The sequence below is a fragment of the Microbulbifer harenosus genome, from assembly GCF_005771435.1.
In the GTDB taxonomy this organism is placed as follows: Bacteria; Pseudomonadota; Gammaproteobacteria; order Pseudomonadales; family Cellvibrionaceae; genus Microbulbifer; species Microbulbifer harenosus.
In genome coordinates, this window is sequence record NZ_VANI01000014.1 from 79,365 (window position 1) to 92,974 (window position 13,610).

At 57.0% G+C, this 13,610-nt stretch carries 10 protein-coding genes; 8 read left to right on the plus strand and 2 right to left on the minus strand.

Translation table 11 applies throughout. The features are described from left to right. Positions 1–21 precede the first annotated feature (21 nt). Positions 22–900, minus strand: coding sequence for a posphoenolpyruvate synthetase regulatory kinase/phosphorylase PpsR (ppsR, locus tag FDY93_RS13405; protein WP_240914240.1), 879 nt, complete (start codon positions 898–900; stop codon positions 22–24). 227 nt (positions 901–1,127) lie between these two features. Here ppsR and ppsA point away from each other — a divergent pair, with 227 nt between their 5' ends. Both ppsA and FDY93_RS13415 read left to right on the plus strand, forming a co-directional pair. After that, positions 1,128–3,494 carry a phosphoenolpyruvate synthase gene (ppsA, locus tag FDY93_RS13410; protein WP_138236268.1) on the plus strand — a complete coding sequence of 789 codons (2,367 nt, stop codon included), beginning with the start codon at positions 1,128–1,130 and terminating at the stop codon, positions 3,492–3,494. 550 nt (positions 3,495–4,044) lie between these two features. Then, positions 4,045–4,590, plus strand: a complete 546-nt coding sequence (locus FDY93_RS13415) for a L,D-transpeptidase family protein (protein WP_240914242.1) — start codon at positions 4,045–4,047, stop codon at positions 4,588–4,590. A 7-nt stretch (positions 4,591–4,597) separates the two neighbouring features. Here FDY93_RS13415 and FDY93_RS13420 read toward each other — a convergent pair whose 3' ends face one another. Beyond that, positions 4,598–4,834 carry a hypothetical protein gene (locus FDY93_RS13420; protein ID WP_220446194.1) on the minus strand — a complete coding sequence of 79 codons (237 nt, stop codon included), beginning with the start codon at positions 4,832–4,834 and terminating at the stop codon, positions 4,598–4,600. On the opposite strand from FDY93_RS13420, the gene rraA reads away from it, so the two are divergent. The 6 genes from rraA to FDY93_RS13450 all read left to right on the plus strand — a co-directional run bounded on the left by rraA (position 4,824) and on the right by FDY93_RS13450 (position 13,541). Then, the gene (gene rraA, locus FDY93_RS13425) at positions 4,824–5,327 is read left to right on the plus strand and encodes a ribonuclease E activity regulator RraA (protein WP_138236270.1); all 504 of its coding nucleotides are present in this window, start codon (positions 4,824–4,826) and stop codon (positions 5,325–5,327) included. The genes FDY93_RS13420 and rraA overlap by 11 nt on opposite strands. Positions 5,328–5,385: 58 nt before the next feature. Then, positions 5,386–6,156 (plus strand): DMT family transporter, encoded by a 771-nt coding sequence (locus FDY93_RS13430; RefSeq protein WP_138236271.1) that lies wholly within the window; start codon positions 5,386–5,388, stop codon positions 6,154–6,156. Positions 6,157–6,271: 115 nt separating this feature from the next. Next, positions 6,272–8,497 carry an acyl-CoA dehydrogenase gene (locus tag FDY93_RS13435; protein ID WP_171018985.1) on the plus strand — a complete coding sequence of 742 codons (2,226 nt, stop codon included), beginning with the start codon at positions 6,272–6,274 and terminating at the stop codon, positions 8,495–8,497. Between the two features lie 15 nt (positions 8,498–8,512). After that, positions 8,513–10,735, plus strand: coding sequence for an acetyl-CoA hydrolase/transferase C-terminal domain-containing protein (locus tag FDY93_RS13440; RefSeq protein WP_138236273.1), 2,223 nt, complete (start codon positions 8,513–8,515; stop codon positions 10,733–10,735). Positions 10,736–10,953: 218 nt separating this feature from the next. Further along, the gene (locus FDY93_RS19780) at positions 10,954–12,990 is read left to right on the plus strand and encodes a hypothetical protein (RefSeq protein ID WP_246068578.1); all 2,037 of its coding nucleotides are present in this window, start codon (positions 10,954–10,956) and stop codon (positions 12,988–12,990) included. Further along, entirely contained in the window at positions 12,987–13,541 is a 555-nt protein-coding gene (locus FDY93_RS13450) for a hypothetical protein (RefSeq protein WP_138236274.1), read from the plus strand. The genes FDY93_RS19780 and FDY93_RS13450 overlap by 4 nt, the downstream gene beginning before the upstream one ends. Positions 13,542–13,610: the final 69 nt, after the last annotated feature.

Below are 13,610 nucleotides of genomic sequence, written 5' to 3' on the forward strand. Positions count from 1 at the left end.
AATCGCACGAATATAGAGAATCTAGCCGATTCTGCGCTCAATCCCTGCCTGGGACATCAGTCGGGTGGCCAGCTCTTCTACAGACAGCTCGGTGGCATCGAGATATGGTACCTGCGCCCGGCGCAACATTTGCTCTACCTGGCGGACTTCAAACTCACATTGTTCCGGGGAGGCGTAACGGCTGTTGGCGCGGCGCTCCTGGCGGATACTGACCAGACGACGCGGGTCTATGGTGAGGCCGAACAGCTTGCGCTGAAATGGGCGCAGGATTTTCGGCAGAGAGGTGGAATCCATGTCCTCCTCGGTGATCGGATAATTCGCGGCGCGCAGGCCAAATTGCAGAGCGAGATAAAGACAGGTTGGCGTTTTTCCCGAGCGGGAGACACCGACGAGAATGATATCGGCACTTTCAAACTCGCGGGTGCGACGGCCGTCGTCGTTATCCATGGCAAAGTGCACGGCGTCTATTCGCGCGGTGTAGCGGCGATTGTCGGCGATGCCGTGGGAAATGCCGACGGTGCGGGCGGGATCGGTGCCGAACAGGGTCGCCAGCGGCGCCAGGTAGCTCTCAAACACATCCAGCATCAGTGCGGAGCTCTGGTGCAACTGTTTGCGTATCTGGTCGGATACGATACTGGTGATAATGATGGGCTGCAGGCCCGACTCGCGCGCCGCGTTCTCAATACGCTGTAATACCTGATTGACCCTGGCCTCCGAATCCACATAAGGGACTGTGACCTGTTCTACCTGTTGGTCGCGGAACTGTGCCAGCAGGCTGTGACCGATGCCCTCTACTGTAAGGCCAGTACCATCGGAAATGAAAAACGCGGTACGTTTTCTGGCGCTCGATACGGAGTCCCCCAGCTTTGATGGATGCACGCTGTGCTGCTTGCCGCTCATTGTTGATGGTCTCCACTGACTTTTCAGCCATGGTATACCAGCGGCGCGATAAATTCGTGTGCAGATTTTTACGCCCTTCTCATTGATCCAGGAACGCCGGCCAGAAAAATTCTTGTAGAAAAATTACAACAGGAAACAGCCATTTTTCGCGTTAATCACGGGGTATTATTTACAAAACCCTTCCTTATAATCGGCGGCCTGAACACGCAGTTGCAGAGGGCAATCCATTGAGCAGTTACACTCTCGAATTCGCGAAGCTGGGCATGGCGGATGTCGACAAGGTCGGCGGCAAAAACGCATCACTGGGTGAAATGATTTCTTCGCTCTCCGGCGCGGGCGTCAGCGTTCCGGGTGGTTTTGCCACTACCGCTGACGCTTTTCGTGAGTTTCTCGCCGGTGCCAAGCTGGATACCCGGATTGCCGAGCGACTTAAAGGTCTGGATGTAGGTGATGTCACGGCGCTGGCGGCAGCGGGAGAGGAGATCCGCAACTGGTTGCTGGATGCGCCGTTCCCCGCGCAACTCGAAGCGGAGATCCGCGCAGGTTATGACACCCTCGGTGGCGGCGAAACGGCGGTGGCCGTGCGCTCCTCGGCGACTGCGGAAGACCTGCCGGATGCATCTTTCGCCGGTCAGCAGGAGACCTTCCTGAACATCCGCGGTATCGACGCGGTGCTGCAGGCAGTAAAAGAAGTGTTTGCCTCCCTGTATAACGATCGCGCTATCGCTTACCGGGTGCACACCGGCTACGCAGATGTTGGTGTTGCGCTGTCTGCGGGCATTCAGCACATGGTACGCAGTGAAACCGGTGCTTCCGGAGTCATGTTCACCCTGGATACCGAGAGCGGATTCCGCGATGTGATCTTCATTACCGCCGCCTACGGCCTCGGTGAAACCGTGGTACAGGGTGCGGTAAACCCGGACGAGTTCTACCTTTACAAGCCTGCCCTGGAAGCCGGCCGACCGGCTATTCTGCGCCGCAACCGCGGCAGCAAGGCGATCAAGATGGTCTACGATGCGAGCGGCGAATGTGGACGCTCGGTCAAAACCGTGCCGGTCTCCGAGCAGGACCGCCTGCGCTTCGCGCTGAGCGATGCAGAACTTACCGATCTCGCCAACCAGGCGCGCAAAATCGAGGCCCACTATCAGCGTCCGATGGACATTGAATGGGCCAAGGACGGCGACAGCGGCAAGCTGTTTATCGTTCAGGCGCGCCCGGAGACTGTGCGCTCCCGGGATACCGGTACCAGCATTGAGCGCTACAAACTGCAGGAGCGCGGCGACATCCTGTGTGAAGGGCGCGCTATTGGCCAGCGTATTGGCGCCGGCCCCGTGCGGGTGCTGGAATCTGTAGAAGACATGGCAAAAATGCAGGATGGCGACGTTCTGGTTACCGACATGACCGATCCCGACTGGGAGCCGGTATTGAAGAAAGCCAGTGCCATCGTCACCAACCGCGGCGGTCGCACCTGTCACGCCGCGATCATTGCCCGTGAACTGGGGATTCCGGCGGTCGTAGGCTGTGGTGATGCTACGGACAAGCTGACGACTGGTACCCCGGTCACCGTCACCTGCGCGGAGGGTGACACCGGATTTGTGATGTCCGGTCAGTTGGACTTCGAGCGTTCTCTCACCGAAGTGAGTGACATGCCGGAGCTGCCGTTCAAGATCATGCTCAATGTCGGCAATCCGGACCGCGCATTTGCGTTCAGCAATCTGCCGAATCAGGGCGTGGGGCTTGCGCGGCTTGAGTTCATCCTCAACCGCATGATCGGTATTCACCCCAAGGCCTTGCTTGAGCTGGATCGCCTGCCGGCAGATCTGCAACAGAATATCCGCAACCGCATCGGCGGATACGCCTCGCCGGAAGATTTTATTGTCGAGAAACTGGTGGAGGGCATTTCCACACTGGCTGCGGCCTTTGCACCAAACCGTACCATTGTGCGCCTGTCGGACTTCAAGTCCAATGAGTATGCGCACCTTGTGGGTGGTCAGATGTACGAGCCCAGTGAGGAAAACCCGATGTTGGGTTTTCGCGGCGCATCGCGCTACCGCTCAAAGGATTTCCGCGAATGCTTTGCGCTTGAGTGCCGCGCGCTGAAAAAAGTGCGCGACGAAATGGGGCTTACCAATGTGGAAATCATGGTGCCCTTCGTGCGCACTCCTGATGAGGCCCGTCAGGTTGTTGAGTTGTTGGAGGAAAACGGCCTGAAGCGGGGCGAGAATGGCCTCAAGCTCATCATGATGTGTGAGTTGCCATCCAATGCACTGCTGGCAGATGAGTTCCTGCAGTACTTCGACGGTTTCTCCATCGGTTCCAATGACCTGACCCAGTTGACCCTGGGGCTGGACCGGGATTCAGGGCTGGTAGCGGAGCTGTTCGATGAGCGCGATCCTGCAGTAAAAATGCTGCTGTCCCGCGCTATTCAGGCGTGTAAGAAAGCGGGCAAGTACGTGGGTATCTGCGGCCAGGGTCCGTCCGACCACAAGGATTTTGCCCAGTGGTTGATGGAAGAGGGCATCGACAGCGTTTCCCTGAATCCGGATACCGCGGTAGACACCTGGTTGTACCTGGCGAACAGCCAGAAGGCCTGATACAGAAGCCCCGAACTTACCGATCGTCACTGACTCAGCCCCTGATTCAGCTTGACTCTGAAAAAAGCGACTTTTCCAGTCGCTTTTTTTTCATCCCCGCCTGAAACAATTTCCCACCATTGCCCGCTTTTCAATAAAAGCATCTTTGCCGGCTGTTGGTTCATAACCTTGTGAACATTTTTCCTCCACGCTAAGTCAATTGCCAATCCCCATAACAGGGGGTTCTGGGCATGTAAATCAGTCTAAGAGCATCGTACCCAGTCAATAGAATCGGAAAGGTTCCCGAAAAAAGTCCGGAATTCCCCGGATGATTTTCGGGAAACCTGACTTGCACTGCTGCACTGTGCACGCAGTTGAAACCTTCGATTGAAGTTCTGACGAGTTGAATCCTGATTGAGGTGCCACCATGCAAAGTAGTTCGAAATGCACATTGCAAAAGCTCCAGACTGAATGTCCCCCGGTCTCGTCACCTCCAGGTGCAGTGTTCGCTGCCCGCGGTGGTGGGCATACGATTGCGACATCTGTGGACTCCACGCAGGCGTGGTGGCGCATGCTGCTTATGTTCATGCTGTTGTTAGGAGCGCTTGTGGGCGGCTTGTGGGCGAACCCGGTCAATGCTCATGGCGGTGTCAATTGGTTCGACGATGCAGCGGCGATGAACTCTTCCGGTTCGCCCTCCATCAGAATCAATCTCTCGGAGCAGAAAGCCTACTTTTACAAAGGTTCGCGCCTGGTCGGCGTGTCGCTGATCTCTTCCGGCAAGCGCGGGTTCAGCACAAGCCCTGGTAATTTCCGCGTGCTGGCAAAGCGCCCCAACCACCGCTCCAGCATCTACGGCAGCTACGTCGATAGTTCCACCGGACGCGTGGTGAAAGCCGACGTAGATACGCGCAAGCATCGCCGCCCGCCCGGTACCCACTATCGCGGGGCGAAAATGAATCACTACATCCGGTTCAATGGTGGTATCGGTCTGCACGCCTCCGGCCATGTGCCGCGCTATCCGGCGTCCCACGGCTGCGTGCGTATGCCCCCGCACATGGCGAGTAAGTTTTACCAGTACGCCCGGGTGGGTATGCCGGTAAGAGTGAGCTATTGAGGTGATGTTACAGGGAGAAAATTCGCCGGTGACCTGGCAAGAATGTCTGAATTGGTAAGCCAGCTTGCCGGCTCTTAAACCGCTTGCCCAGATAGAAGAGGGTGAGTTCTTCGCCGGGATTATCCATCAGGGTAATTCCCGGCATTTTTATTTGTGCACTGCGCGGAACCGGGCTCGCCGCTAAGATGGGTTGGTCAATATTTTGCAACCCGTTATTCGGCAGGAGCCTTTTTATGCAAGCCACAACAATTTCCACCCCTGATCTTTGCGACACATTTCCGGACCTGGTCTGTGTGGTGGAACCGATGTTCATCAACTACGGCGGCAGAGAGCGGTTTGGCGGCCAGATAGTGACTATCAAGTGCTTCGAAGATAACTCGTTGGTGCGGGACCTGGTGGCGGAAGCGGGCACCGGCAAGGTACTGGTAGTGGACGCTGGTGGCTCCATGCGCCGCGCCTGTCTCGGCGATCTTCTGGCGGAGAAGGCTACCTTGAACGGATGGGAAGGTATCCTTATGTACGGCTGCATCCGCGATGTGGATGCCATTTCTGGACTAGAGTTAGGAGTACAGGCGCTCGGAAGCCACCCCATGAAGACCGACAAAAAAGGGGTCGGTGAACGCGATATCGCAGTGACTTTTGGCGGCGTCACCTTTAAACCTGGAGAGTATTTGTACGCTGATAATAACGGCGTGATAGTTTCTCCCCAACCTCTTATTCAAATTGGAAATATCTGAGACTGTTTTATTTGCGCTGGTCCTGCTGTCTGCCCTTGCCCACGCCGTGTGGAATGCCGTGGTAAAGCACAGCGGCGAAGGTTTCCTGCAGCTGGCGATGATTCGCAGTGTCGGCTTGCTGGTTGGCGCGGCCCTGGCGACGCAACTCCCATTGCCTGGAAAAAATGCGCTGGGCTTTCTGATCGGTGGGGCCTTCTTCCAGTATCTGTACTTCTTCCTGCTTTCCCGTTCGTATCAGGCACTGGATTACGGCACCGCCTATCCCATGGCGCGGGGCGTCACACCACTGATGGTAGCGATTGCCGCATTACTGTTCCTGGATGAATCGCTCGCACCGCTGCAGCTTACCGGCATATTGCTTGTGACCTGCGGCATCTTCGCGCTGATCATGAAGGAACTGAAAGTCAGCGGGCGCGGAATCTTTTACTCCCTTGGCACCGGTATCGCCATTACCGGGTACACGACACTCGGCGCCGCGGGGGTGCGCAGTGTCGCCAACCCACTCAGCTATGTGGCCTGGCTGGAAATTCTCTCCGGTGGCGGTGTCATCCTTGCCGTGTTGTTTACCCGTCCGATGAAAGGGCTGGCATTCGCCCGCGCGAATCTGCTGCGCAGCTCCCTGTCCGGCGTGCTCGCCACTGGCGGCTTCGGTATTGCGCTCTGGGCCACATCGATGATGCCCGTCGCCGCGGTGGCCGCTACCCGCGAAGTCAGCATCCTGTTTGCCTCCATCATTTCCGTGGTTTTGCTCAACGAGCGTTTCTCCACCCAGCGTCTGCTCGCCGCATTGATAATTTTCTGCGGTGTTGGCACTCTGGCATTCGCCTGATCGCAACCAGTGGCTGTTCATTGCCTATAGTTGCAGGCAAGTCTCTGTATCAATTTTTTGTGGCATCGCTGTATAGGCAGTGAATGTCGCTGTTTTCAGCTGACAAGGATAAGTGATGAGCAACCTGCGCCAGAAGTGGATCACCGCGCCGCTGTTAAAGTGGATCAAAAAAGTACTGCCGCCGATTTCCGATACCGAACGCGAGGCCATGGAGGCGGGGGAAGTGTGGTGGGATGCGCAACTGTTATCCGGAAAACCGGATTGGGATCAATTGCTGAATATGGGCCCCCCAGAGCTGACGGACGCGGAACAGGCGTTTCTGGACGGCCCGGTGGAAGAACTGTGCAAGATGGTCGACGACTGGAAAATTTCCTACGAAGATCACGACATTTCGCCAGAGATCTGGGAATTCCTCAAAAAGAACCGCTTCTTTGGCATCATCATTCCCGAAGAATTCGGTGGCCTCGGTTTTTCGCCCACCGCACACGCGCAGATCGTCACCAAAATTTCCACCCGTAGCACCAGCGTCGGCGTCACCGTGATGGTGCCGAACTCCCTCGGCCCTGGTGAACTGCTGATGGCACATGGTACCGAGGCACAGAAGAACCATTACCTGCCGCGACTCGCCGATGGCCGTGAGATTCCCTGTTTTGGTCTCACCAGTCCGGAAGCGGGGTCTGACGCCGCCTCCATGGTGGACAACGGTGTGGTCTGCTATCAGGAATACAAGGGCGAGAAAACCCTCGGTATGCGCGTGAACTGGCACAAGCGCTACATTACTCTTGGTCCGGTGGCGACGATTCTAGGGCTTGCTTTTAAACTCTACGACCCGGATCACATCCTCGGCGAGGAGGAGGATCTCGGTATTACTGTGGCTCTTGTACCCACCGACACACCCGGGGTGAAGATTGGCCAGCGTCACCTGCCGGCGCTGCAGGCGTTCATGAACGGACCCAATTGGGGTGAGGATGTATTCATCCCCATGGATTGGATCATAGGAGGGCAGGAGAATATCGGGCGAGGCTGGCACATGTTGATGAGTGCGCTTGCGGCTGGCCGCGGTATTTCACTGCCATCGCTCTCCACGGGTGGTGCGAAACTCGCAGCGCGCACAACCGGGGCCTATGCGCACATCCGCGAGCAATTTGGCATTCCCATCGGAAAGTTCGAGGGTGTCCAGCGCCGACTCGCAGAGATAGCCGCAATTGCCTATGTGCTGGACTCCGCGCACATGACAACAACCCGCGCGCTGGATCAGGGGCGCAAGCCGGCGGTAGTCTCGGCAATCATGAAGGCCCATGCTACCAATGGGCTGCGCCAGGCCATCAATGACGCCATGGATATCCACGCTGGGAAGGCCATTATGGACGGGCCGATGAACTATCTCGGTAATGTGTACCGTGCGGTACCAGTGGCGATCACGGTAGAAGGTGCCAATATTCTCACTCGCAGCCTGATGATCTTCGGGCAGGGCGCCATCCGCTGCCACCCATACCTTTTACAGGAAATGGAGGCGGCCACCAATGAAGACGAAGCCGAAGGCTTGAAGCAGCTGGATGCGCTGTTGCCGAAGCACGTGCTGTTCCAGCTCAAAACTTTCTGCCGGGCCGTCTTCCACGGCTGGACCGGGGGCCTGTTTGCCAGCAGCCCGCAAGGCGTTGGCAGCGCGGCTAAGTACTACCGCCAGATGAACCGTTATTCCGCAGTGCTGACGCTGGTGACTGAAATTTCCCTGATGGTGCTCGGTGGAGAATTGAAGCGCAAAGAACTGATCTCCGCGCGGCTCGGAGACGTGCTCAGTGAACTCTACCTGATGAGTGCCACCCTCAAGCGTTTCAATGACGACGGCAGCCCCGCAGCCGATCGCCCGCTGCTGGAATTCGCCATGCGCGCCGGTTTCCACAATATCGAGGTAAGTCTGATCGAGGTGTTCCACAACTTCCCGGTGCGTTTTGTAGGCCAGATAATGCAGTTCCTCACCATGCCCTGGGGCCACAGTATTCGCGCCGCTTCCGACCGCCAGGCGCGCGCCTGTGCCGATCTGATCATGAAGCCCGGTGATACCCGCGACCGTTTGACCCGCGGTGTATTTCTCGGCAATCCCGGCGACGGCATCGACATCGTCGAACAGGCCTTCATCAGCAGCCACCAGACTGAAAGTATTCGCAACAGGATGAGAAAAGGTGGACTGCGCGCACTGAATGACGATGCCATCGACGCTGCGCTGGAGGAAAAACTGATCAGTGAAGACGAGGCAAAGAAAATCCGCGCGACGGCTGCCGCCGTCAACAAAGCCATACAGGTGGATCACTACGAGTCGCTTTCCCCGGCTGGCAGATAAAGGTTGGAAGCATCCATGGCAAAACCGGAAACGTTCAATGCAGCCGAGATCTGTGTGGATGCGGTGCTGGAGAAGGTTGGAAAACGCATTGTATTGGGGCTGCCCCTCGGGCTTGGCAAGGCCAACCAGTTTGCCAATACCTTGTACGCGCGAGCGGAACAAGACCCGGAAATTGAACTTACTATCTATACCGCACTGACCCTTGAGCGCCCATCCGCGGACAATGAATTACATCGGCGTTTTGTGCAGCCATTGCTGGACCGGCTCTACGCGGACTATCAGGACCTGGCCTACAACCAGGCCCGTCGCAACGGACTGCTGCCGGCCAATGTGGAGGTGTGCGAATTTTTTCTGCAGCCCGGCAGCTTCCTGCATGTGAACTCCGTGCAGCAGAGTTACGTCAGCGCCAATTACACCCACGTGCCGCGGGACCTGCTTGATCGCGGCGTCAACGTGATCGCACAGATGATTTCGCCAGCTGCGGACGGCAGCGGCGATTACAGCCTAAGCAGCAATCCCGACCTGACGCTACCGGTACTTGAGCTGGCGCGGGAGCGCGGACACGGGCCGATTACGCTGGTGGGAGAAGTGAATCCGCGGCTGCCTTTTGTCGGTGGCGATGCGCGGGTTGCCGCCGACAGGTTCGACTTCCTGCTCGAGGGGGAAGCATTCACGAAGGAGCTTTTCGCTGCTCCCAACGCCCCGGTACGCCTGACCGATTATGCGCTTGCGTTTCATATTGCCGGCCTGGTACGCGACGGCGGTACCCTGCAGGTGGGAATCGGTACACTGGGCGATGCCATTTGTCACGTGCTGCGCCTGCGCCACTGCAACAATGCGGATTACCGGGATATTTTGCAGTCCCTGGATGTGGATACCGAGCGTGTCCTGTTCAAGCAGCCGCTGGAACTGAGCGATTTCCAGAAGGGCCTGTACGGTGCCAGTGAGATGGTGCCCGAAGGTTTCCTGCACCTGCGTCGCGCCGGAGTGCTGAAGCGGAAGGTGTTTTCCGATGCGACACTGCAGAAGCTGCTGAATGACGGTGTCATCAGCGATACCATTGACGAAAACACCCTGATTGCCCTGCGCGATGCCGGGCGTATCCAATGCCCGCTGACGGAGGCGGACACACGGTTCCTGCAGGCGGTAGGTATTGTCGATCCTCGTTATAGCTGGCGCGGTCACCGCTTTCTCGATGAGCACGGCGAGATCGAAGAGTGCGATCTGCACAGCGGCGCCGGGCGCAATAAACTCCTGGGCAGTTGCGCCGGTAAGCCACTGCCTGATGGTACTTGGTTGCACGGTGGTTTTTATCTCGGTTCCACCGCTATGTACCGCGCATTGCGGGAAATGCCGGCACAGGAAATGGCCGGCATCAATATGACCGCCATTGATTACATCAATGAGCTGCAAAAAGACCGCGACCTCAAGATCGCCCAGCGTCAGCACGCGCGTTTCGTCAACTCCGCGATGATGGTCACCCTGAACGGCGCGGTGATTTCCGATGGGCTGGAAAACGGGCAGGTGGTCAGCGGTGTGGGCGGCCAGTATAACTTTGTTGCCCAGGCCCACGAATTGCCCGGGGGCCGCTCGGTGATAGCTCTCGCCAGCACACGTCTGGCCGGTGGCCGCATACGCAGCAACATCATCTGGGAATATCCCCATTGCACCATTCCCCGACACCTGCGGGATATCGTTGTCACTGAGTACGGTGTTGCCAACCTGCGCGGAAAATCCGACCGCGACGTTATTGCTGCCATGCTGTGCATTGCCGATTCACGCTTCCAGCAGGAGCTGATGGACAAAGCCAAAGCTGCCGGCAAAATAGAGGCGGACTACACCATTCCGGAAGTATTCCGTAACAACACACCAGAGCGCATACATGCGGTCTTCGCCCAAGGGCACCGCCTGCAGTTGCTGCCGTACTACCCCCTCGGTACCGACCTCACTTTGGAAGAAGCCCGGCTCGCGGTGGCGTTGAAAGCACTGAAAGAAGAGGGGCGCAAGCTCTGGGATCTGTGGCCAATAGTGCGCAAAGGGCGAAGCGTTTGCAAAAGCAAAGCGCCGGAATACAAATTCGTACACGAATGTCTTGAGCGCATGGAATTTGAATACAGCGATACGTTTGAGCATCGTCTGGAGGCTTATCTGGTCGCGGGTTCGCTGGTGTTATTTCTTGAAAAAGACCGTCCTCTGGGGGAAGTGTCAGATCTGGCGCTAGCGCCTACCCCTGTCTAAGGATATCTCTAAAAACCGTCATTCCCGCGAAGGCGAGAATCTAGAAACCCCGTGGCTACTTGGCCCGCGCCTTCTCGGGGGTGACGGGGAAACGAATTTTTAGAAGTGTTTTAAGTAGTTCTCCACAAAATTTTGGGAAATTTTCCCTCCCCCCTCTTCATGATTCGTGTTAGTTTCTCGCGCTCAAAATTTATCATTTCACGGAATATGACACGGATATGTCGTTTTGCACCCTTACGGATAATTTGGGAAATACGTACCAACTCACCTCCGGTAACCGAATAGCATCCCTGGCCATTGCCGATTATTTCACAGCGCTGGAGACGCTCGGGCGCATTGATGTTCATCAGTTGGCGGCGGCGGAAGATGAACTGTTCAGCCTCTATGGTGGAGACCTCGAGCGAAGCCTCTTCAGCCAACCAGGGTCCGGCTGGCAGGATATGAATTCCGTCGGGATTTTCAGTACCCATGCGCACCATCCCCATATCGGCATCGGGTTTTTACCCGGCCGCTGGCCGCGGATTCTCGACGCCATACATCAGGGAAACCTCCGGTTTATCCATGCCGGCAGCGCGAAAAAAACCAAGGAAGAACAGCCGCACGATACCCGCAATTTGCTGCGAGTGAAGATTCGCCAGGCACTGCTAGCAATTGTTGCGGCCGAAAGAGCCGAAGCCTCGCAACACGCCAGACAACTGCGGCAGGAAACGTCGGTTAATCGCGGGCTGATTTATACCGGCGCCTTCCTCACCGGCCTGTGGCAGGCGGGCTCGGGTTTTGCGCAGTGGCTGAAAGACGTCAACGATGTGGTGAGCCCACTGCAACGCAGCCTGCGGGGTGTACAAGCCGCCTACCGGGCAACGCAGCGCAGCGACAACGGCGAAAACCTGATGGCTGCCTATCAGGATGAAATTCTAACCGCGGAAAAGCGTGAGATCGTACAGGTACTCGGCTTCGATCCCACCGCCATTACCCGCGAACAGTTCCAACACGCCACGGAACTCGCCGATCTCATCTGGGAAGACCCAGCCCTGCAGGCCGACCTCCGGCGCTTCGTCAAAGACTACGTTAAAGCCCAACACGCCATTGAAATCACTGAATTCTCCGGTGCCGCGGCGTTTGAAGTCCTGTTCACCATACTCCTGGCGGCAGTAACCGGCGGCGCCGGCCTCGCCGCCAGCGCAGCAAGCCTGACCCGGCATTTTGCCAAGTTCCGCAAGGTCGGGCAGTTGCTGTTGCAGTTTGGAGAACAGATCAAACAAGCCAGAATGCTCAGGAACCGCCATGCCCCGGCCAAGCAAACAGCGAGCTTCGAGGACTTTGAAAGTCTCGGCGAGGTGGAGGTTGCCAGGCCAGCCGACATCGCCCCCGATACCCGGAAGAAGAAGCCGAAACCCCGTGAGAAAACCGATTTCAGCCAACGCAAAGGCATCCCTCCCACGTCTCTCGAGGATGCCGTCAGCCGCCTGAACTCTATGGCGGACGAAATTGCCCGCAACGGCTACCAGCCCAAATACACAGATGCCGAGCTGAAAGCCCTGGCCGAAACCGGCGATATTTCGAAGGAACGCTATCAGGTCCGCTTTATGGAAAGCCGCCACCTGACCAACAACGGAGCACCGGGCATGCTTGGGGCGCCCATGCGAGGCGTCAGCGGCAACGGCGCCAAGTACTGGTCCACCAGCTTCGATCAGTTGGAAGACGCGGATACCAATGCGCGCCTGATTTCGGAGAAGCTTGGCCTCGACTATGACCCAACAGCAAAATATACCTTGATCGTCATCGACACCGAAAAGGCCGCGCCTCTCACCGGTGTGAAAAGCGTACCGGCCACTTTTGACAAGGTCAGTGAGTTTGCCAACCGGGAGCTGCCAGAGGAATTTCCCAAGCAGTTTACCGATACGGTTATGACGCCCGAGTTTCAGGATCAGTATGGGTGGCACTACCAGGAGGCCGTGGATAGAAAATTTCTGGAGGATAAATGGTCTACAAAAATAGATGATTTTGAGGACTATCTGGACACCACCGATCTTTCCGAAACAGAGAAAAGCCTCCTTAAGCAGCGCTTGGAAATGCAAGGCACCGTGGGCAACAACCAGTACTACGAGGGCAATGGCCTGACCCGGGACAAGATCGCCGGGTCCGGCAATCACTACGGCGCGGTGGAAACGCTGAACTTCGAGCGGCAACCGGTCAATCTGCAACAACTGGAAGAGGCCGGCGCTATTGCCTATGTCTCTAAGGGGTTTAAATGAATTGGTTCCAAAAACCGAAATACCCGGTAAAAGAACAACTGCCCAAAATCGCGCACCATGAACAGCTGCCGGAGGGCGCCGTGGAGCTGGCAAGAATAGCTGACCCCAACAGTGAAAGGTACACTATTTTTTTTGTACGCCAGGGAAAGTTCCTGAGTGTGTTGGAGGCCGGTAGCTGGCTGCTTAAAGATGGCACACCCCATTACCGATGCTCACAAGTGGATTTCCCCCTCGGCGTATTGCCCTGGTTCGCCGATACCCTCACCGAGTTTCGCAAACCCCCGGCACAGGGCGGCCTGCACGCCGGTGCCATGACCAGTGCCGATGAGGACGTGGAGGGCGAGATGCTGTGTATCCAGCGTGCCATGAGCGCGGGCCGCGGTGTGGGCGGCTATTCCATCGTCAATCGCTCCAGAAAAGACCACTCAGCGCGCTTAGAAGAACATTTTTCGCCCCACAGAATCACCTTCGCCGACAACTTCCTCTACGACGCCGGCTTGCTGGATCTGATCAAAGACCTGGGAGAAAAGTATCGCCGTGGCGAGCTGTAAATACTCGGGAACGAAGCAGCTGTAGCGGGAAAAAAAGCGTGAAATCGTTCAGGCGCTCGGCCTGCAGGA